We start from the raw sequence: 17155 nt of genomic DNA on the forward strand, positions 1-17155 counted from the left end.
GAATGTGTAACAACATAGCAACCGCGTATTATAGCGCCAGCCCACTGGCGGGCGTATCACGAAGGGAGTGCTTTTATGAGCAAAGCGACTGGTTTCGTCAAAGAATTCCGAGATTTCGCTGTTAAAGGTAATGCGGTTGACTTGGCGGTCGGTGTGATCATCGGCGCAGCATTCGGCAGGATTGTCGATTCGCTGGTCAAGGACATCGTCATGCCATTGGTCAATTTCGTGCTTGGCGGGTCTGTCGATTTCTCGAACAAGTTCCTGGTGCTGTCGATGCCTGCGGGATACAACGGGCCGATGACGTATGCGGATCTGACGAAGGCGGGCGCGAACGTGTTCGCCTGGGGCAATTTCGTCACGATCATCATCAACTTCGTGTTGCTGGCGTTTGTGATTTTCTGGATGGTGAAGGCGATCTACAAGGCTCGCACGAAGGCCGAGGAAGCGCCGGCCGCACCGGCTGCGACGCCCGAGGATGTGGCGCTGCTGCGCGAGATCCGGGATCTGCTCAAGCGGCCGTAAAGACAAGGCGCCCTTCGGGGCGCTTTCTTTTTTGGCTGTTGGAAGTGTTTGCTGGCATCGGGTTTGGCTTCGTGCCCCAGCCCCGACGGGCTCAAAGCTTCTCGAATGCCGAAGCCGTCAGACCGAGGATTGCGTGCGGGATTTTCGGGGCCCGCCGCTTGCGGCCGCGCGGGCGGCCAGCAATCGGCTTACGCGCTTGTGGGGCGTTGTGGCGGTGGGCGCTGCGCGCTGGCGTTGGGCTGCGAAATCGGACCAGTTCTGTTGCTTGCGTGGTTTTGCGCGTGGCTCGGCTGATTCGTTGCCACGATATCGGATTGTCCGAATCAGGGCGGGCGGCGCGTGGGAGCGTCTTGCCGCCCCACTTCCTTTACACCGGGTTATCCAGGTCGACGAAGTCGACCTGGATGCCGAAGCGGTCGGCGACGGCTTGGCCCAGGGCCTGGATGCCGTAGCGTTCGGTGGCGTGGTGGCCGGCGCCGATGAAGGCGACGCCGGTTTCCTGGGCGAGGTGGAAGGTGGATTCCGAGGCTTCGCCGGTGATGTAGGCGGTGGCGCCGGCGTCGATGGCGTCGGCGAGCATGCCTTGGGCGCCGCCGGTGCACCAGGCGATGCGGGCCAGGGGCTGGTCGGGGTTGCCGACGATGAGGGGCTGGCGGCCCAGGCGTTGCTGGACGCGGGCGGCAAGGTCGCCCAGGGTGGGCAGGTCGGGGGCCGAGCCCAGCCAGACGAGGTTGTCGGCGCCACAGGTGCGGGGCGTGCCGTCGTCGCGGCGTTCGGGGGCAAGGCCCAGGATGCGTGCGAGCTGGGCGTTGTTGCCCAGCGTGGGGTGGGCGTCCAGGGGCAGGTGGTAGGCGTAGAGGTTCAGGTCGTTTTTCAGGGCCAGGGCCATGCGGGTGCGGCGGGTGCCGATGACGCGGCGGTCTTCGTTGCGCCACATCCAGCCGTGGTGGACCAGGACGGCGTCGGCGCCACGTTCGACGGCGATGCGCAGCAGGGCTTCGCTGGCGGTGACACCGGTGATAATGTGTCCGACTTCGGAACGGCCTTCCACCTGCAGCCCGTTGGGGCAGTAGTCCTTGAAACGGGCGGCTTGCAGGGTGTCGTCCAGCCAGTTGGCCAGGATGTGGGAGTCCACTTTACTCATTGCTAGTCCTATCAGAAACATGCGCCGATATTGGCTGATATTCGCTCAGGCCGTCACGGTCTGCCTGGGTATTCTATTCGTGGTGACTACCTTGCGGCCCGATCTGCTGCGGCTGGGCGGGCCGGCGGCGTCGTCGCCCGTGCCCCAGCAGGCGGTAGGGGCACGTCCGCTGGCGGGCGTGGTGTCGTATGCGGACGGGGTGGCTCGGGCCGCGCCGTCGGTGGTGAATGTGTACACGACCAAGCACGTGAATGTGCCGTTGGTGCCGTTGCCGGATGATCCGATCCTGCGCCAGTTGTTCGGGCAGGTGCCGGGGGTGAGCCGGCGGCAGGCCAGTACCAGCCTGGGTTCGGGGGTGGTGGTGAACCACGACGGTTACGTGCTGACGAATTACCACGTGGTGCAGGCGGCGGACGCGATCGAGGTGGCGTTGGCCGACGGGCGCAAGGATACGGCGAAGGTGGTGGGCGCGGATCCGGATACGGACCTGGCGGTGCTGAAGCTGGCGACGCTGCGCAATCTGCCGGCGGCGACGTTGGCACCGGATCGCGGCCTGCGAGTGGGCGATGTGGTGCTGGCGATCGGCAATCCGTTTGGCGTGGGACAGACGACGACGCAGGGCATCGTGTCGGCGTTGGGGCGCAATGGGCTGGGCCTGAACACGTACGAGAATTTCATCCAGACGGACGCGGCGATCAATCCGGGCAATTCGGGCGGCGCGCTGGTGGATGCGCAGGGCAATCTGGTGGGCATCAACACGGCGATCTATTCGGAATCGGGCGGGTCGCTGGGCATCGGGTTCGCGACGCCGATCGATATCGCGCGCAAGGTGATGGACGAGATCGTCAAGACGGGCGGCGTGAAGCGCGGTTGGCTGGGCGTGGAACCACAGGACCTGACGGCGGAACTGGCGCGGGCGTTCCAGATGGAGGCGAACGCTCGCGGGGTGATCATTGCCGGCGTGATGCGCGACGGCCCGGCCGCCAAGGGCGGGCTGCGTGTGGGCGATATCGTGCAGACGGTGAACGGCAAGCCGATGACGGATACGTCGGGGCTCTTGGCCGAAATTGCGCAACTGCCGCCGGGGCAGCGCGCCACGTTGGGGGTGCTGCGCGGCGGCAAGGCGACCGAGGTGGCGGTGGTGGTGGGCACGCGTCCGGGGCTGCCGCGCTAGGCCCGCAGGGGTGACGCCGCGCTAGATGCCGCCGGGACGCCGCACGGGGCGTGCCTTGGCAGCGTTGCGCACCGCCGGGGTTGCGCCGGGGTCTTCGAGCATCAGGCGTACGACCTTCAGCACTTTCCTTTGTGTGATTTCAGGCTGGCGCCGCAATAGCGTGCAGAGTGCGCAGCAGTACTCGTCGGACGGCGCGGCGCCCTGGACGGCACTCGGGCCGGCCATGCCGTCGGTCAACCAGGGTACGTGGGTGCCCAGCGCGCGGGCCAGTCGCAGCAAGGTGCCACGCGTGGGCGAGTAGTGGTCTTCGCGGGTGAGAATGCGGTGGATGCAGGACTGCGACACGCCGGACAGGCGTGCCAGCTGGTTCTGGCTTTTGATGCCACGCCGCCGCATCAGGGCGCGCAGCCGGAGGGCGAGCGACATGGTTGCAATGTAGGATTGCAGCCAGGTTGGTACAAGCGGAAACGGTCCGTTTATTCGCGCGCGTGAAACGGGAGTTGCCGCGGGTGCCGGGGGCGCGAAGGCCCCCGATGGCACGGCGATGGATGCTTAGTGGCGCTCGGTGAGCGAGCCGTCGGCCGGGGCGTCTTCGGCCCCGGGCTTGGGGGTGACCATTCGTGCGCAGATCAGGCCGATCTCATACAGCAGGCAGAGCGGCACGGCCAGCATGAACTGGCTGACCACGTCGGGCGGGGTGACGACGGCGGCGATGATGAAGGCGCCGACCACGACGTAGCCACGCGCGCTCTTGAGCTTGGACAGCTCGACCACGCCCATGCGTACCAGCAAGACCACGGCCACGGGAACTTCGAAGGTGATGCCAAAGGCCATGAACATCGTCATGACGAAGCTGAGATAGGCCTCGATGTCAGGCGCCGGCGTGATGGACTGCGGCGCGAAGGTGGCGATGAAGTGAAAGACCGTGCGGAAGACCACGAAATAGCAGAACGCCATGCCCGCGATGAACAGCAGCGTGCTGGAGATGATCAGCGGCAACGCCAGGCGCTTTTCGTGCTTGTACAGGCCAGGCGCGACGAAGGCCCAGGCCTGGTACAGCACCACCGGCAGCGCGACGATGAAGGCGGCCATCATGGTGACCTTGACCGGCACCATGAAGGGCGTGATGACGCCGGTGGCGATCATGCGGGTGCCTTGCGGCAGCGAGGCCAGCATGGGCTGGGCCAGCACGTCGTAGATGGCCGACGCGCCGGGGTAGATGAACAGGATGATGAACACGACCACCACCGCGCCAACGGCGCGCAGCAGGCGGGTCCGCAGTTCGACCAGGTGGGAGATGAAGCTTTCCTGCTGGCCGTCTTCTTGGGAGGCGTCCTGGGTCACGTTGTCGTTCCGGAGGGCGTGGCGGGCTTGGCCGACGAGGTAGCGCCAGCGGCGGGCGAACCCGCGGCGGGCGCGCTGGGCGCCGGGGCGGGAGCCGGTTGTGTGGCCGGCATGGAGGCGGGCGTTTCCAGGTCCAGGCTCAGATTCGGGCTGGGCGGCGCAATGGTGCGCGGTGTGTCAGGGGCGGCAGGCGAACCTGCGGCAGGCGCGTCAGCCGTCGCGGCGGCCTGGCCAGCGAGCGGCTGCATCAGCGGTTCGGCGGGGGCGTCGGTGCCTGTCGCGGCCGCGGGCTTGCCGCTGGCTTCGCGGGCGACCTCGTCGAGTTCGGCGCGGAATTGCTGGACGGGTTCCTGCAGTGCGGCGTGGGTGTCGTTGAGCGATTGCTTCACGCCTTGGGCGGCGTCTTCCATTTCGTTTTTGAACTTGCGCAGTTCGTCCAGCTCGATTTCGCGCTGGATATCGGATTTCACGTCGTTGACGTAACGCTGCGCGCGGCCCAGCAAGTGGCCGACCGTGCGGGCGACCTTGGGCAAGCGTTCGGGGCCGATGACGATCAGCGCGACGACGCCGATCACCATCAGTTCAGTGAGGCTGACATCAAACATTCGACGGCCGCTCGGGAATTGAGGCAATGAGGGCCGGCCGGTTCAGGCCGGGCCCGGGGGGCGAGCAGGCGCTCAGGGGTTGGATTTTTCCTTGGCCTGCACATCGATGGTGTCGCCGGCCACGCGCTGCTGCGCGATCGGTTCGGCGGGCTTGTCGCCGTTGGCGTCTTTCATGCCTTCCTTGAAGCCCTTGACGGCGCCGCCGAGGTCGGAACCGATGTTGCGCAGTTTCTTGGTGCCGAAAATCAGCGCCACGATGACCAGAACGACCAACCAATGCCAAATGCTAAAGCTACCCATGACGGTTCTCCGTATTACGCGGTGGGGGCCACGCGCCCTTTCCAGGGTCGCGAGCCACCGATGATGTGGAAATGCAGATGCGGGACTTCCTGGCCGCCTTCGACGCCAGAGTTGATCATGATGCGAAATCCGCCATCAGGGCCCGGACGGCAACCGTTTTCAGCGGCAAGCCGCGGCGCCAACGACATCATTCTACCCAACCAACCTGCGTCCTCGTCCGTAATATCCTGCATGGATGTGACATGACGTCGAGGGATGAGCAGCAAATGCACCGGCGCGGCCGGATTGATATCGTGGAATGCAACAAAGTCCTCGTCCTCGTAGACCTTCCTGGACGGGATTTCGCCAGCGGCGATCTTGCAGAAAAGACAGTTGGCGCTCATTTTTGCGGGTTCCGTGTCAGTCTTGGGGACGGCTGGCTTTTTCGGCCAGGCCCGACAGGCCCTCGCGGCGGGCCAGCTCGGCCAGCACGTCCTCGGGGCGCAGGTTGAAGTGCGTCAGCGCGACCAGGCAATGAAACCACAGGTCGGCGGTTTCGCTGACGATGCGGTCGGGGACACCGTCTTTGGCGGCCATGACCAGTTCGGTGGCTTCTTCGCCGATCTTTTTCAGGAAGGCGTCGGGGCCCTTGGACAGCAGCTTGGCCGCGTATGAGGCCTGGGGATCGCCGCCGTTTTCGGGGCGGCGGGTTTCCAGGGTGTCGGCGATGCGGGCCAGGATGTCGTGGGCGCTGAGGGGCGAGTGGGTCATTTGTAGATCAGTTCGGGGTCTTTCAGGACCGGGTCCACGGTGACCCAGGCGGCCTGGTCCGTCTGCCCTTCCAGGCGGCGGTAGAAGCAGCTGGCGCGGCCGGTGTGGCAGGCGATACCGCCTTCCTGGTGCACTTTGAGCAGCACCACGTCGCCGTCGCAGTCCAGGCGCAATTCATGCACCTGCTGGACGTGGCCGGATTCCTCGCCCTTGCGCCACAGGCGCTGGCGCGAGCGCGACCAGTACACCGCGCGGCCGGTGGCGGCGGTTTCGGTCAGCGATTCGCGGTTCATCCAGGCGACCATCATGATCTGGCCATTGTCGGCATCTTGCGCGATGGCGGGGATCAGGCCGTTTTCGTCGAAGACGACGTCGGCCATCCAGCTGGGTTCGTTGCTCATTTCTATAACCTCACTTCAATGCCTTGCTCGGCCATGAAGCGCTTGCATTCGCCGACCGTGTGCTGGCCGAAGTGGAAAATGCTGGCGGCCAGCACGGCGCTGGCCCGGCCGGTGGTGACGCCGTCGGCCAGGTGCTGCAGGTTGCCGACGCCGCCGGAGGCGATGACAGGCACCGGCACGGCGTCCGAGACGGTGCGGGTCAGTTCCAGGTCGAAGCCCGACTTGGTGCCGTCGCGGTCCATGCTGGTGAGCAGGATTTCGCCGGCGCCGTAGGCGGCCATGCGGCGGGCCCAGGCCACGGCGTCCAGCCCGGTGGCCTTGCGGCCGCCATGGGTGAAGACTTCCCAGCGGGGCGCTTCGCCGGGGGCGGACACCCGGCGCGCGTCGATGGCGACCACCACGCATTGCGAGCCGTGGTAATCGGACGCGGCGCGCACCAGGTCCGGGTTGGCCACGGCGGCGCTGTTGATGCTGATCTTGTCGGCGCCGGCATTGAGCAGGCGCTGGATGTCGGATACCTGGCGCACGCCGCCGCCGACGGTCAGCGGAATGAAGACCTGCGAGGCCACCTGCTCGATGATGGGCAGGATCAGGTCGCGGCCGTCGCTGGTGGCGGTGATGTCCAGGAACGTGAGTTCGTCGGCGCCCTGCTCGTTGTAGCGGCGGGCGATCTCGACGGGGTCGCCCGCATCGAGCAGGTTGACGAAGTTGACACCCTTGACGACCCGGCCGGCGGTGACGTCCAGGCAAGGGATGATGCGGCGGGTCAGCGCGCTTTGGGTGGGCGCGCCGGCCTCGGGGGACCTGCTGGGAGTGGTCATTTTGCCAATTCGTCGGCGCGGGCCTGGGCCGCTTGGAAATCGAGCGTGCCTTCGTAGATGCTGCGGCCCAGGATGGCGCCTTCGACGCCCTCTTCTTCGACGGCGCACAGCGCTTCGATGTCCTGGATGCCGGCGATGCCGCCCGAGGCGTACACGGGGATGCGCACGTGCTGCGCCAGGCGCACGGTGGCTTCGACGTTGACGCCCGACAGCATGCCGTCACGGCCGATGTCGGTGTAGATGATGGCTTCGCAGCCGTAGTCTTCGAACTTCTTGGCCAGGTCGAGCACGTCGTGGCGGGTCAGCTTGCTCCAGCCGTCGGTGGCGATCTTGCCGTCGCGGGCGTCCAGGCCGACGATGATCTGGCCCGGGAAGGCGCCGCAGGCGTCCTGCAGGAAGCCCGGGTTCTTGACCGCGGCGGTGCCGATGATGACGTACGAGATGCCGGCGTCGAGGTAGCGCTCGATGGTGTCGAGATCGCGGATGCCGCCGCCGATCTGGACGGGGATGTCGTCGCCGACGGCGTCCAGGATGGCCTTGATGGGCGCTTCGTTCTTGGGCTTGCCGGCGACGGCGCCGTTCAGGTCGACCAGATGCAGGCGGCGGGCGCCTTGCTCGAGCCAGCGGGTGGCCATGGAAGCGGGGTCTTCGGAGAACACCGTTGCATCGTCCAGGTCGCCCTGGCGCAGACGCACGCAGCGTCCGTCTTTGAGATCGATGGCGGGGATCAGCAGCATGGTGGGCAGCGGGAAAATATAGGTTGAATGGTCTGGAGCGCGTGGGCCGAAGCGGCCTACGGCTGCCAGTCTACAAAATTGCGATACAGGCGCAAACCGTGCTCGGCGCTCTTTTCCGGGTGGAACTGCACCGCGAAAATGTTAGCTGCCGCTACTGCGCAGGTAAAGGACAGGCCGTAATCGGTTTCACCGACGGTCAGGCTTGCATCGACCGGGTCGGCGTAATAGCTATGGACGAAATAGAAATGCGTGTCGTCCGGAATGCCGTCCCAGATAGGGTGAGAGCGCGTCTGGCGGACTTTGTTCCATCCCATGTGCGGGACCTTGAGGCGTTCGGGGCGGCCATCGACCAGGCCCGCGCCGCCGGTATCGGCCAGGCAGGCTTCGTCGTCGGCCGGCACCGGGTCGGCAAAGCGCGGGCCCGAAAAGCGGCGCACCACGCCGGGGAACAGTCCCAGGCAGGACGTGCCGCCCTCTTCGCTGGCGTCGAACAGCATCTGTTCGCCGACGCAGACGCCCAGCAGCGGCTTGCTGCGTGCGGCCTTGACGACCGCTTCGCGCAGGCCGGATTCATTCAGGGTGCGCATGCAGTCCGCCATGGCGCCCTGCCCGGGAAAGACGACGCGGTCGGCCGCGTCGATATCTTGGGGCTGGCTGCAGATGCGGATGTCCGCGTCGGGGGCGGCGTACTTGAGCGCGCGCGCGACGGAATGGAAGTTGCCCATTCCGTAGTCGACGATGGCGATAGTGGTCACTTCGATTTACCTGGTGCGTGGGAGGTCGCGGCGGTTACAGCACGCCCTTGGTGGAGGGCACGACGTCGCCCATGCGCGGGTCGACTTCGACGGCCATGCGCAGCGCGCGGCCACAGGCCTTGAAGACCGTTTCGCACTGGTGGTGCGCGTTGGTGCCACGCAGGTTGTCGATGTGCAGCGTGATCAGGGCATGGTTGACCAGGCCCTGGAAGAATTCGCGGGTCAGGTCGACGTCGAAGGCGCCGATGTGCGATCGCGTGAAGGGGATGTGATATTCCAGGCCGGGGCGGCCGGAAAAGTCGACGACCACGCGCGACAGGGCTTCGTCCAGCGGCACGTAGGCGTGGCCGTAGCGGCGCAGGCCGGCCTTGGTGCCCACCGCCTTGGCGATGGCCATGCCCAGGGTGATGCCCACGTCTTCCACCGTGTGATGCGCATCGATGTGCAGGTCGCCCTCGGCCTTGATGTCGAGGTCGATCAGGCCGTGGCGCGCGATCTGGTCCAGCATGTGGTCCAGGAAGGGCACGCCGGTGTCGATCGTCTGCTTGCCGGTGCCATCGAGGTTGATGGCCACGCGGATGCGGGTTTCGTTGGTGTTGCGGGTGATCTCTGCGGTACGCATGTCAGAACTCGATTAGGCACTCAGGATGTCTTGCAGTGCCGATAGCAAAGCGGCGTTCTCGGCCGGGGTGCCCACCGAGATGCGGAGGCAGTCGGCCAGGAGCGGATGGGCGTTGGAGAAGTTACGAACCAATATTTTGCGCGTTTTCAGGGCAAGATGCACGGCGTTGCCGTCCAGCTTGCCGGAAAAGCGGGCGAGTACGAAGTTGGCGGCGGAAGGGAATACCCTGACGCCGGGCAACGCGGCCAGGGCGGCGGCCAGCGGCTCGCGGTCGGCGCGCAGGCGGGCGGCCTGCTCGTCCAGCACCGGCTTGTGGCGCAGCACGGTCAGCACCGCGGCCTGGGTCAGCACGTCCAGGTTGTAGGGCGGACGCACCTTGTTGAGCTGGGCGATCCAGTCGGGGTGGCCGGCCAGGTAGCCAAAGCGCAGGCCCGCCAGGCCGATCTTGGACACGGTGCGCATCACCACCACGTTGGGCGCGGCCAGCACCTGGGGCATCCAGCTGCGGTCGGTGAACGGCTGGTAGGCCTCGTCCACCACCACCAGGCCCGGGGCTGCCGCGATGATGGCGGCGATGTCCGCGTCGGACCAGGCGCCGCCGGTGGGGTTGTTGGGCACGGCCAGGAACACCACCTTGGGCTGGTGCTCGCGAATGGCGGCCAGCATCGCGGAAATATCCAGGGACAGATCGCTGGCCAACGGCACGCCGACGAAACGGGCGTGGTCAAAGCGCGCCGCCATGTCGAAATAGACGAACGACGGCCACGGCGACAGCACCACGTCGCCCGGGTTGCAGCAGGCCTGCACCGCGATGTGGATGAGTTCGTCCGAACCGTTGCCGAACAGTACGTCGGCGTCGGCCGGCACACCGAAGGCCGTCTTGACCGCTTGCTGCAGCCCGGACAAGTCTGCGGCCGGATAGCGGTTCAGCGGGGTGTCGCGCAGCACGCGGGCCAGGTCGTCGCGAACCGCCTCGGGCAGCTCGTAGGGGCATTCCATGGCGTCCAGCTTGATGCAGCCTTCGGCATGCGCCACCGGGTAGGCGGCCAGCGCGAGAATGTCGGGCCGGATCGTGCCGGCGATGCGGCCGGCGGCGCCGCTCATGGCTTGTCGATCCGGTATTGGGCGCTGGCGGCGTGGGCCTGCAGGCCTTCGCCCAGCGCAAGCTCGGCCGCGATGCGGCCCAGCGTCTGGGCACCCTGGTGCGACACCTGGATCAGGCTGGAGCGTTTCTGGAAATCGTAGACGCCCAGCGGCGACGAGAAGCGGGCCGTGCGCGAGGTGGGCAGCACGTGGTTCGGGCCGGCGCAGTAGTCGCCCAGGGCTTCCGAGCTGAAACGGCCCATGAAGATCGCGCCGGCGTGGCGGATCCTGGCGGTCCAGGTTTCGGGCTGCTCGGTGGAGATTTCCAAGTGTTCCGGGGCGATGTCGTTGGCGATGCGGCAGGCTTCGTCCAGGTCGCGGACCTGGATCAGCGCGCCGCGGTTCGCCAGGCTGACGCGCAGGATGTCGGCGCGCGGCATGGTGGGCAAGAGGCGCGCGATGGATGCTTCGACCTCGGCGATGAAGGCGGCGTCGGGGCACAGCAGGATGGACTGGGCCAGTTCGTCGTGCTCGGCCTGCGAGAACAGATCCATGGCGATCCAGTCGGCCGGCGTCTTGCCGTCGCAGATGACCAGGATTTCGCTGGGGCCGGCGATCATGTCGATGCCGACCACGCCGAACACGCGGCGCTTGGCGGCGGCCACGTAGGCATTGCCGGGGCCGACGATCTTGTCCACGGCGGGCACGGTGGCGGTGCCGTAGGCCAGCGCGCCGACGGCCTGCGCACCGCCGATGGCGAACACGCGGTCGACGCCGCCGATGGCGGCCGCAGCCAGGACGATGGGGTTGCGCACGCCGTCGGGCGTGGGCGTGACCATGATCAGTTCTTCGACTCCGGCCACTTTGGCCGGAATGGCGTTCATCAGCACCGACGACGGGTAGGCCGCCTTGCCGCCCGGCACGTACAGGCCGACGCGGTCCAGCGGTGTCACCTGCTGGCCCAGCATCGTGCCTTCGGCATCGGTGTAGGTCCAGGTCTCGGCGCGCTGGCGCTGGTGGTAGCTGCGCACGCGCTCGGCGGCGGCTTCCAGGGCGTGGCGCTGGGCCGCGGGCAGCGCGGCCAGGGCCGCATGCCATTCGGCCTTGGGGATTTCGAGCGTGGCCGCCGAGGCAGCCGGCATGCGGTCAAAGCGCTGGGTGTATTCCACCAGCGCCGCGTCGCCGCGGGTGCGCACGTCGGCCAGGATGCCGGCGGCGGCGCGGTCGATGGATTCGTCTTCCGTGGCCTCGAAGGCCAGCAGCTTGGACAGGGCGGATTGGAATCCGGGATCGCGGGAATCGAGACGGTTGATCAGGGCCATGGCGTCATGGTTCAAGCAAGGGAGCGGCCGCCGCGCGGGCGCGGCGGGCGAAAGTCAGGCGTTGCGGGTGGCGGCTCTTTCGAAGGCGTCCAGCAGCGGCTGCAGGCGGTCGCCGCGGGTTTTCAGGGCGGCCTGGTTGACGATCAGGCGCGAAGAGATCGGCATGATGTCTTCGACGGCGACCAGGTCGTTGGCGCGCAGCGTGCCGCCGGTGGAGACCAGGTCCACGATGCAGTCGGCCAAGCCTACCAGCGGCGCCAGTTCCATCGAACCATACAGCTTGATGATGTCGACGTACACACCCTTGGACGCAAAGTGTTCACGGGCTGACTGCACGTACTTGGTGGCCACGCGCAGCCGCGCGCCCTGGTGCACCGCGGCCTGGTAGTCGAAACCGTTGCGCACGGCCACGGCCAGGCGGCACTTGGCGATGTTCAGGTCGATCGGCTGGTACAGGCCGCCGGGCTGTTCGGCGGCATGCTCGATCAGCACGTCCTTGCCGGCGATGCCCAGGTCGGCCGCGCCGTACTGCACGTACGTCGGCACGTCGGAGGCGCGCACGATGATCAGGCGCAGGCCGGGGTCGCTGGTGGGCAGGATCAGCTTGCGCGAGCTTTCGGGGTTTTCAGGCACTTCGATGCCGGCTTCCGCCAGCAACGGCATGGTTTCTTCGAAGATTCGCCCCTTGGACAAAGCCAGGGTCAGGGGCGCGAGTTGGGCATCGCTCATGCCGATTCCTTGCCGGTTGCGCGTTGAATGTTGGCGCCCAGGGCGCGCAGCTTGACTTCCATGCGGTCGTAGCCGCGGTCCAGGTGATAGATGCGGTCGACCACGGTTTCGCCGTCGGCGGCCAGGCCGGCGATGACCAGGCTGGCCGAGGCCCGCAGGTCGGTCGCCATGACCGTGGCACCCGACAGGCGCTTGATGCCACGTACGATGGCGGTATGGCCGTCGATGTCGATGTCGGCGCCCATGCGGCGCAGTTCCTGCACGTGCATGTAGCGGTTTTCGAAGATGTTCTCGACGATGACGCTGGTGCCGTCGGCGACGGTGTTCAGGGTCATGAGCTGGGCCTGCATGTCGGTGGCGAAGCCCGGGTACTCGTGGGTGCGGAAACCCACGGCCTTGGGCCGGGTGGACATGGCGCCGCGGATCCAGTCGGGGCCGGTTTCGATGGTCAGGCCGGCCTCGACCAGCTTGTCCAGCGTGGCGCCCAGGATGCTCGCGTCGGCATTCTTGAGCAGGATGTCGCCACCGGCCGCGCCGACGGCGCACAGGAAGGTGCCGGCTTCGATGCGGTCGGAAATGACGCGGTGCTCGGCGCCGTGCAGGCGCTCGACGCCCTCGATCACGATGCGGTCGGTGCCGTGGCCCTGGATGCGGGCGCCCATCTTGATGAGCAGCTCGGCCAGGTCCACCACTTCGGGCTCGCGGGCGGCATTTTCCAGCACGGTGCGGCCTTCGGCCAGCACCGCGGCCATCAGCAGGTTCTCGGTGCCGGTGACGGTGACCATGTCGGTGCGGATGGAGGCGCCCTTCAGGCGCTTGGCGCGCGCCACCACGAAGCCGTGCTCGATGCTGATTTCAGCGCCCAGCGCGGCCAGGCCCTTGATGTGCTGGTCCACCGGCCGTTGGCCGATGGTGCAGCCGCCCGGCAGGCTGACGCGGGCTTCGCCGAAGCGCGCCACCAGCGGGCCCAGCACCAGGATGGACGCGCGCATGGTCTTGACCAGGTCGTAGGGCGCTTCCAGGTTGTCGACGCGGTCGGCCTGCAGCGTGACCAGGCCGTCGGCCGCGCGCTCGGCGCGCACGCCCATGCGGCCCAGCAGGCGCAGCATCGTAGCCGTGTCGTTCAGGTGCGGCACGTTGGACAGGGACAGCGGGTCGGCCGTCAGCAGGCCGGCACACAGGATCGGCAGGGCCGAGTTCTTGGCGCCGGAAATGGTGATTTCGCCGCGCAGTTGCGCGCCGCCGGTAATGCGTAGCTTGTCCATGATTACTTGCCCGCCTGGGCGTACTCGCCAGGGGTCAGCGTACGCATCGACAGGGCGTGGATCTCGGCTTTCATGCGGTCGCCCAGGGCGGCGTAGACCAGTTGGTGGCGCTGGATCAGGCGCTTGCCTTCGAAGGCGGCGCTGACGATGACCGCGTCGAAATGCGAGCCGTCGCCTTGCACGTCGAGATGTTCACAGGGCAGGCCGTCCGCGATGTATTGGCGGACTTGCGCGGGAGTGGGAAGCATGGACGTCAGTTCCTGAGTTTGTAGCCGCTGGCCAGAAGCCGCAGCGCATAGATCGACAGTGCGAGGAACACCCCCGTCACCACCGCCAGGCTGCGCCAGGGGGAGACGTCCGACACCGAGAAGAATCCGTAACGGAAGCCGTCGATGGTGTAGAAAATGGGGTTCCAGTGGGACACGCCCTGCCAGAAGGCGGGGAGCGTATGGATGGAATAGAACACGCCGGACAGGAAGGTGGCCGGCATGATCAGGAAGTTCTGGAAGGCGGCGAGCTGGTCGAATTTCTCGGACCACAGGCCGGCGATCAGGCCCAGCACGCCCATGATGCCGCAGGCCAGCACGGCAAACACGAGCAGCCACAGCGGGTTGGCGGGCACCAGCGACACGAAGAACAGCGCCACCACCCACACGCACAGGCCTACGGCCAGGCCACGCACCACGGCCGCCAGCACGTAGGCGGCGAAGATGTCGCGGTGCGACAGCGGCGGCAGCAGCATGAACACCAGGTTGCCCGTGATGCGGCTCTGGATCAGCGACGAGGACGGGTTGGCGAAGGCGTTCTGCAGCATGCTCATCATCATGAGCCCGGGGATCAGGAACGCGGTGTAGGGCACGCTGCCGTACACCATGACGCGCCCTTCCAGCACGTGGGCGAACACCAGCAGGTACAGCAGCGCGGTGATGACGGGCGCGGCGATGGTCTGGAAGCTGACCTTCCAGAAGCGCAGCAATTCCTTGCGCAGCAGGGTCGGAAAGCCCGACCCCGCATCCAGGCGGGGTTGCACCAGCGGCTGGCTGGCGTTGGCGGCGGGCTGCGTCATTGCGGCATCTCTTCGGGTTGCGGGGCGGGCTTGTCGTCCTGGTGCATGATGCGCACGAAGGCGTCTTCGAGGTCGACGCCGCCGACGCGGGCCAGCAGCGCCTGGGTGGTGTCCAGCGCCACGATGCGGCCGCCCTTGAGCATGGCGATGCGGCCGCACAGGGCTTCCGCTTCTTCCAGGTAGTGGGTGGTGAGCATGATGGTGTGGCCGGCCTTGTTCAGGCGCGAGATGAATTCCCACAGCGTGCGGCGCAGATCGACGTCGACGCCCGCGGTGGGTTCGTCCAGCACGATCACGGGCGGACGGTGCACCAGCGCCTGCGCGACCAGCACGCGGCGCTTCATGCCGCCGGACAGCGCCCGCATGTTCGAGTTGGCCTTGTCGGCCAGCCCCAGATTGAAGAGGATTTCGTCGATCCAGTCGTCGTTCTTGCGCAGGCCGAAATAGCCCGACTGGATGCGCAGCGTTTCGCGCACCGTGAAGAACGGGTCGTAGACCAGCTCTTGGGGCACGACGCCCAGGGCCCGCCGTGCCGACTTGTAGTCGGCCACGACGTCGTAGCCACAGACGGTGGCGCGGCCGGCGCTGGCGCGGGCCAATCCGGCCAGGATGGAAATCAGGGTGGTCTTGCCCGCGCCGTTGGGGCCGAGCAGGCCGAAGAACTCGCCGTGCTCGATGTTCAGGCTGACGTTGTCGAGCGCCTGGAAGCCGGCCCCAGGCGCGCGGCCGGTGAGCTTGCCCCAGCCGCTACGGCGCGGCGAGTAGATTTTGGAGACGTTCTCTAGACTAACGGCAGACATGACGGCGGGGAGGTTGCCCGGAAAAGAGCGAATTGATCATTATATAAGCGGCCCGCCTTGCGGCACGCTGATAGCCCCGGCGACCGTAGGGCATGGGCTGTAATGTGTCCCCAAAATAACAGGCCCGGCGGGCCGCAAGGGCGCGCCGGGCCGGCAGGCAACCGGACAGGACCTTACTGGTTGCGCTGGTTCAGGGCCTGGATCAGGCCGTCGATGCCGTTCTGGTTGATCTGCTGGGCGAACTGGTTGCGGTAGTTCTCGATCAGCCAGATGCCTTCGACGTTCATGTCGTAGATTTTCCAGCCCTGGGGCGTTTTTTCCAGGCGGTAGTCCACGCCGGTGGGCTGGCCGTTAGCCTGGCTGATGAGCGTGCGCACGACCACGTCGTCGGCCTTGGGGTCGCCGCGGAACGGCAGCGCCGTGACCTTGGTGCTGGACGTGACGCGGGTCAGCGCGCCGCTGTAGGTGCGCACCAGCGTGCCGCGGAAGGCGTCGGCCAGGGATTTTTTCTGGGCGTCGCTGGCTTGGCGCCAGTAGCGGCCGGCGGCCAGGCGGGTGGTCTTCTGGAAGTTGACGTAGGGCAGGATGTGTTCGTTGACGACCTGGTTGATGCGGGCGGTATTGCCCGCCTTGATCGCGCCGTCGGCCTTCAGGACGTCCAGGGCTTCATTGGCCACGCCCAGCACGAACTGGTCGGGTGCGCCATTGGCGTCGGGTTGCGCCTGCACGGCGGCGCCGGCCGCCAGGCCCAGCAGGCCGGCCAGGGCCAGGCGCTGGAGCAGGGAAAAGAAAGAAAACCGCATGAAAACTCCTTGCTGTACTGATTACGCAATCTGACAGCTTACTTGGTTGCGGGCACGGGTGCCGGGGTGGCGGCGCCCTTGTCCTTGGCGGCGGGCGCGTCGCCCTCGTCGTCTTCGTAGTTGGGCAGGCTGGACTCGTCGTCCACACGCTGGCCCTTGACCATGGCGGCGCGGCGCTGCAGATAGGCGTCACGAATGAAGCTGTAGGGGTCGAGCGCGACGCGGTCGATGGTGTCGGTGGCGTTGAGCAGGCTGGCGCGGGTGTCGACGACTTCCAGGCCCCACAGCGAGTTGCGCAGCGGCACGTTGTCGATGGCGCTCACGCCCATGTAGCCGTACTGGCGGCCTTGCCAGTCGCCGATCAGGCCGACGCCGTCGCGCACGCTGGACGAACCGAAGAACGGCAACACCAGGTACGGGCCCTGGCCCAGGCCCCACACGCCCAGCGTCGTGCCGAAGTCGTTCGGGATCTTGCGGGCGCCGTTGGCCGAGGCGACGTCGAAGCAGCCGCCCACGCCCATGGTGGTGTTGAACAGGAAACGGCCCAGCGTGTTGACGAAGTCGTGGCCGCGGCCCTGTAGGAAGCTGTTGGTGCCCGACCAGAGGTCGCCGACGTTGCTGAAGATGTTGTGGACGCAACTGCGCACCGGCTGCGGCGTGACGTAGGTGTAGGCCTGCGCCACCGGCTTGAAGACGGCGCGGTCGACGGTGTCGTTGAACTTGTAGACGCCGCGGTTGAAGCCTTCCCAGGGGTCGCGCGGGTCCGGCTGCTGCGGGGCAGCGCAACCCGCCATCAGCGCGCCGGCGGCGGCCACGGTGGCGATACGGGAAAGAGCTTTCTTGTTCATGATCAGGGCATCCCTATCAGCAGAGTTCTATTCTTATTGCAGCGCGCGCCCGATGCGGCGA

General features: G+C 66.8%; 23 protein-coding genes. 2 read left to right on the plus strand and 21 right to left on the minus strand.

From position 1 onward, the window contains the following. Positions 1-75 precede the first annotated feature (75 nt). Positions 76-525 carry a large conductance mechanosensitive channel protein MscL gene (mscL, locus tag ACUDP5_RS00860; protein ID WP_025139949.1) on the plus strand — a complete coding sequence of 150 codons (450 nt, stop codon included), beginning with the start codon at positions 76-78 and terminating at the stop codon, positions 523-525. A 367-nt stretch (positions 526-892) separates the two neighbouring features. Here the strand turns inward: mscL and ACUDP5_RS00865 are convergent, their stop codons facing one another. Further along, entirely contained in the window at positions 893-1669 is a 777-nt protein-coding gene (locus ACUDP5_RS00865; RefSeq protein ID WP_445657958.1) for a Nif3-like dinuclear metal center hexameric protein, read from the minus strand. Positions 1670-1688: 19 nt separating this feature from the next. Between ACUDP5_RS00865 and ACUDP5_RS00870 the strand changes: the two genes are divergently transcribed. After that, positions 1689-2843, plus strand: a complete 1155-nt coding sequence (locus ACUDP5_RS00870; RefSeq protein WP_445657959.1) for a trypsin-like peptidase domain-containing protein — start codon at positions 1689-1691, stop codon at positions 2841-2843. A gap of 21 nt (positions 2844-2864) precedes the next feature. On the opposite strand, the gene ACUDP5_RS00875 is transcribed toward ACUDP5_RS00870, so the two are convergent. The 20 genes from ACUDP5_RS00875 to ACUDP5_RS00970 form a co-directional block, all read right to left on the minus strand. Then, positions 2865-3269: a helix-turn-helix transcriptional regulator gene (locus ACUDP5_RS00875; RefSeq protein WP_263912807.1), complete on the minus strand. Its 405-nt coding sequence runs from the start codon at positions 3267-3269 to the stop codon at positions 2865-2867. A gap of 126 nt (positions 3270-3395) precedes the next feature. Continuing rightward, positions 3396-4187: a twin-arginine translocase subunit TatC gene (tatC, locus tag ACUDP5_RS00880; RefSeq protein WP_175193317.1), complete on the minus strand. Its 792-nt coding sequence runs from the start codon at positions 4185-4187 to the stop codon at positions 3396-3398. After that, positions 4184-4792 carry a Sec-independent protein translocase protein TatB gene (tatB, locus tag ACUDP5_RS00885; protein WP_263912808.1) on the minus strand — a complete coding sequence of 203 codons (609 nt, stop codon included), beginning with the start codon at positions 4790-4792 and terminating at the stop codon, positions 4184-4186. The genes tatC and tatB overlap by 4 nt, the downstream gene beginning before the upstream one ends. Before the next feature lie 72 nt (positions 4793-4864). Beyond that, complete coding sequence (tatA, locus tag ACUDP5_RS00890; RefSeq protein ID WP_025139943.1) at positions 4865-5092, minus strand: Sec-independent protein translocase subunit TatA; 228 nt, start codon at positions 5090-5092, stop codon at positions 4865-4867. Positions 5093-5106: 14 nt separating this feature from the next. After that, positions 5107-5475: a histidine triad nucleotide-binding protein gene (locus ACUDP5_RS00895; protein WP_263912809.1), complete on the minus strand. Its 369-nt coding sequence runs from the start codon at positions 5473-5475 to the stop codon at positions 5107-5109. A 16-nt stretch (positions 5476-5491) separates the two neighbouring features. Continuing rightward, entirely contained in the window at positions 5492-5842 is a 351-nt protein-coding gene (locus tag ACUDP5_RS00900; protein ID WP_263912810.1) for a phosphoribosyl-ATP diphosphatase, read from the minus strand. Continuing rightward, positions 5839-6243: a phosphoribosyl-AMP cyclohydrolase gene (hisI, locus tag ACUDP5_RS00905; RefSeq protein ID WP_263912811.1), complete on the minus strand. Its 405-nt coding sequence runs from the start codon at positions 6241-6243 to the stop codon at positions 5839-5841. Before hisI ends, ACUDP5_RS00900 begins: the two co-directional genes overlap by 4 nt. 2 nt (positions 6244-6245) lie before the next feature. Next, positions 6246-7064: an imidazole glycerol phosphate synthase subunit HisF gene (gene hisF / locus ACUDP5_RS00910; RefSeq protein ID WP_263912812.1), complete on the minus strand. Its 819-nt coding sequence runs from the start codon at positions 7062-7064 to the stop codon at positions 6246-6248. Further along, positions 7061-7801, minus strand: coding sequence for a 1-(5-phosphoribosyl)-5-[(5-phosphoribosylamino)methylideneamino]imidazole-4-carboxamide isomerase (hisA, locus tag ACUDP5_RS00915; protein ID WP_025139938.1), 741 nt, complete (start codon positions 7799-7801; stop codon positions 7061-7063). The genes hisF and hisA overlap by 4 nt, the downstream gene beginning before the upstream one ends. 56 nt (positions 7802-7857) lie before the next feature. Continuing rightward, a complete protein-coding gene (gene hisH / locus ACUDP5_RS00920; RefSeq protein WP_263912813.1) occupies positions 7858-8556 on the minus strand; it encodes an imidazole glycerol phosphate synthase subunit HisH in 699 nt (232 codons plus the stop codon). Positions 8557-8590: 34 nt separating this feature from the next. Then, positions 8591-9178 carry an imidazoleglycerol-phosphate dehydratase HisB gene (gene hisB, locus ACUDP5_RS00925; RefSeq protein ID WP_025139936.1) on the minus strand — a complete coding sequence of 196 codons (588 nt, stop codon included), beginning with the start codon at positions 9176-9178 and terminating at the stop codon, positions 8591-8593. A 12-nt stretch (positions 9179-9190) separates the two neighbouring features. Further along, complete coding sequence (gene hisC, locus ACUDP5_RS00930) at positions 9191-10282, minus strand: histidinol-phosphate transaminase (protein WP_445657960.1); 1092 nt, start codon at positions 10280-10282, stop codon at positions 9191-9193. Then, positions 10279-11583, minus strand: coding sequence for a histidinol dehydrogenase (hisD, locus tag ACUDP5_RS00935; RefSeq protein WP_445657961.1), 1305 nt, complete (start codon positions 11581-11583; stop codon positions 10279-10281). Before hisD ends, hisC begins: the two co-directional genes overlap by 4 nt. Before the next feature lie 54 nt (positions 11584-11637). Next, positions 11638-12312, minus strand: coding sequence for an ATP phosphoribosyltransferase (hisG, locus tag ACUDP5_RS00940; RefSeq protein ID WP_263912816.1), 675 nt, complete (start codon positions 12310-12312; stop codon positions 11638-11640). After that, positions 12309-13577, minus strand: a complete 1269-nt coding sequence (murA, locus tag ACUDP5_RS00945; protein WP_263912817.1) for a UDP-N-acetylglucosamine 1-carboxyvinyltransferase — start codon at positions 13575-13577, stop codon at positions 12309-12311. The genes hisG and murA overlap by 4 nt, the downstream gene beginning before the upstream one ends. Positions 13578-13579: 2 nt before the next feature. After that, positions 13580-13825 (minus strand): BolA family protein, encoded by a 246-nt coding sequence (locus ACUDP5_RS00950; protein WP_263912818.1) that lies wholly within the window; start codon positions 13823-13825, stop codon positions 13580-13582. Between the two features lie 5 nt (positions 13826-13830). Further along, complete coding sequence (locus ACUDP5_RS00955; RefSeq protein WP_006392336.1) at positions 13831-14643, minus strand: ABC transporter permease; 813 nt, start codon at positions 14641-14643, stop codon at positions 13831-13833. Then, complete coding sequence (locus ACUDP5_RS00960) at positions 14640-15443, minus strand: ABC transporter ATP-binding protein (RefSeq protein WP_263912819.1); 804 nt, start codon at positions 15441-15443, stop codon at positions 14640-14642. The genes ACUDP5_RS00955 and ACUDP5_RS00960 overlap by 4 nt, the downstream gene beginning before the upstream one ends. Positions 15444-15616: 173 nt before the next feature. Continuing rightward, positions 15617-16246, minus strand: a complete 630-nt coding sequence (locus tag ACUDP5_RS00965; protein ID WP_263912820.1) for an MlaC/ttg2D family ABC transporter substrate-binding protein — start codon at positions 16244-16246, stop codon at positions 15617-15619. Between the two features lie 38 nt (positions 16247-16284). Further along, positions 16285-17094 (minus strand): MlaA family lipoprotein, encoded by an 810-nt coding sequence (locus tag ACUDP5_RS00970; RefSeq protein ID WP_263912821.1) that lies wholly within the window; start codon positions 17092-17094, stop codon positions 16285-16287. Positions 17095-17155 lie beyond the last annotated feature (61 nt).

This window comes from Achromobacter sp. NCFB-sbj8-Ac1-l (assembly GCF_052695805.1).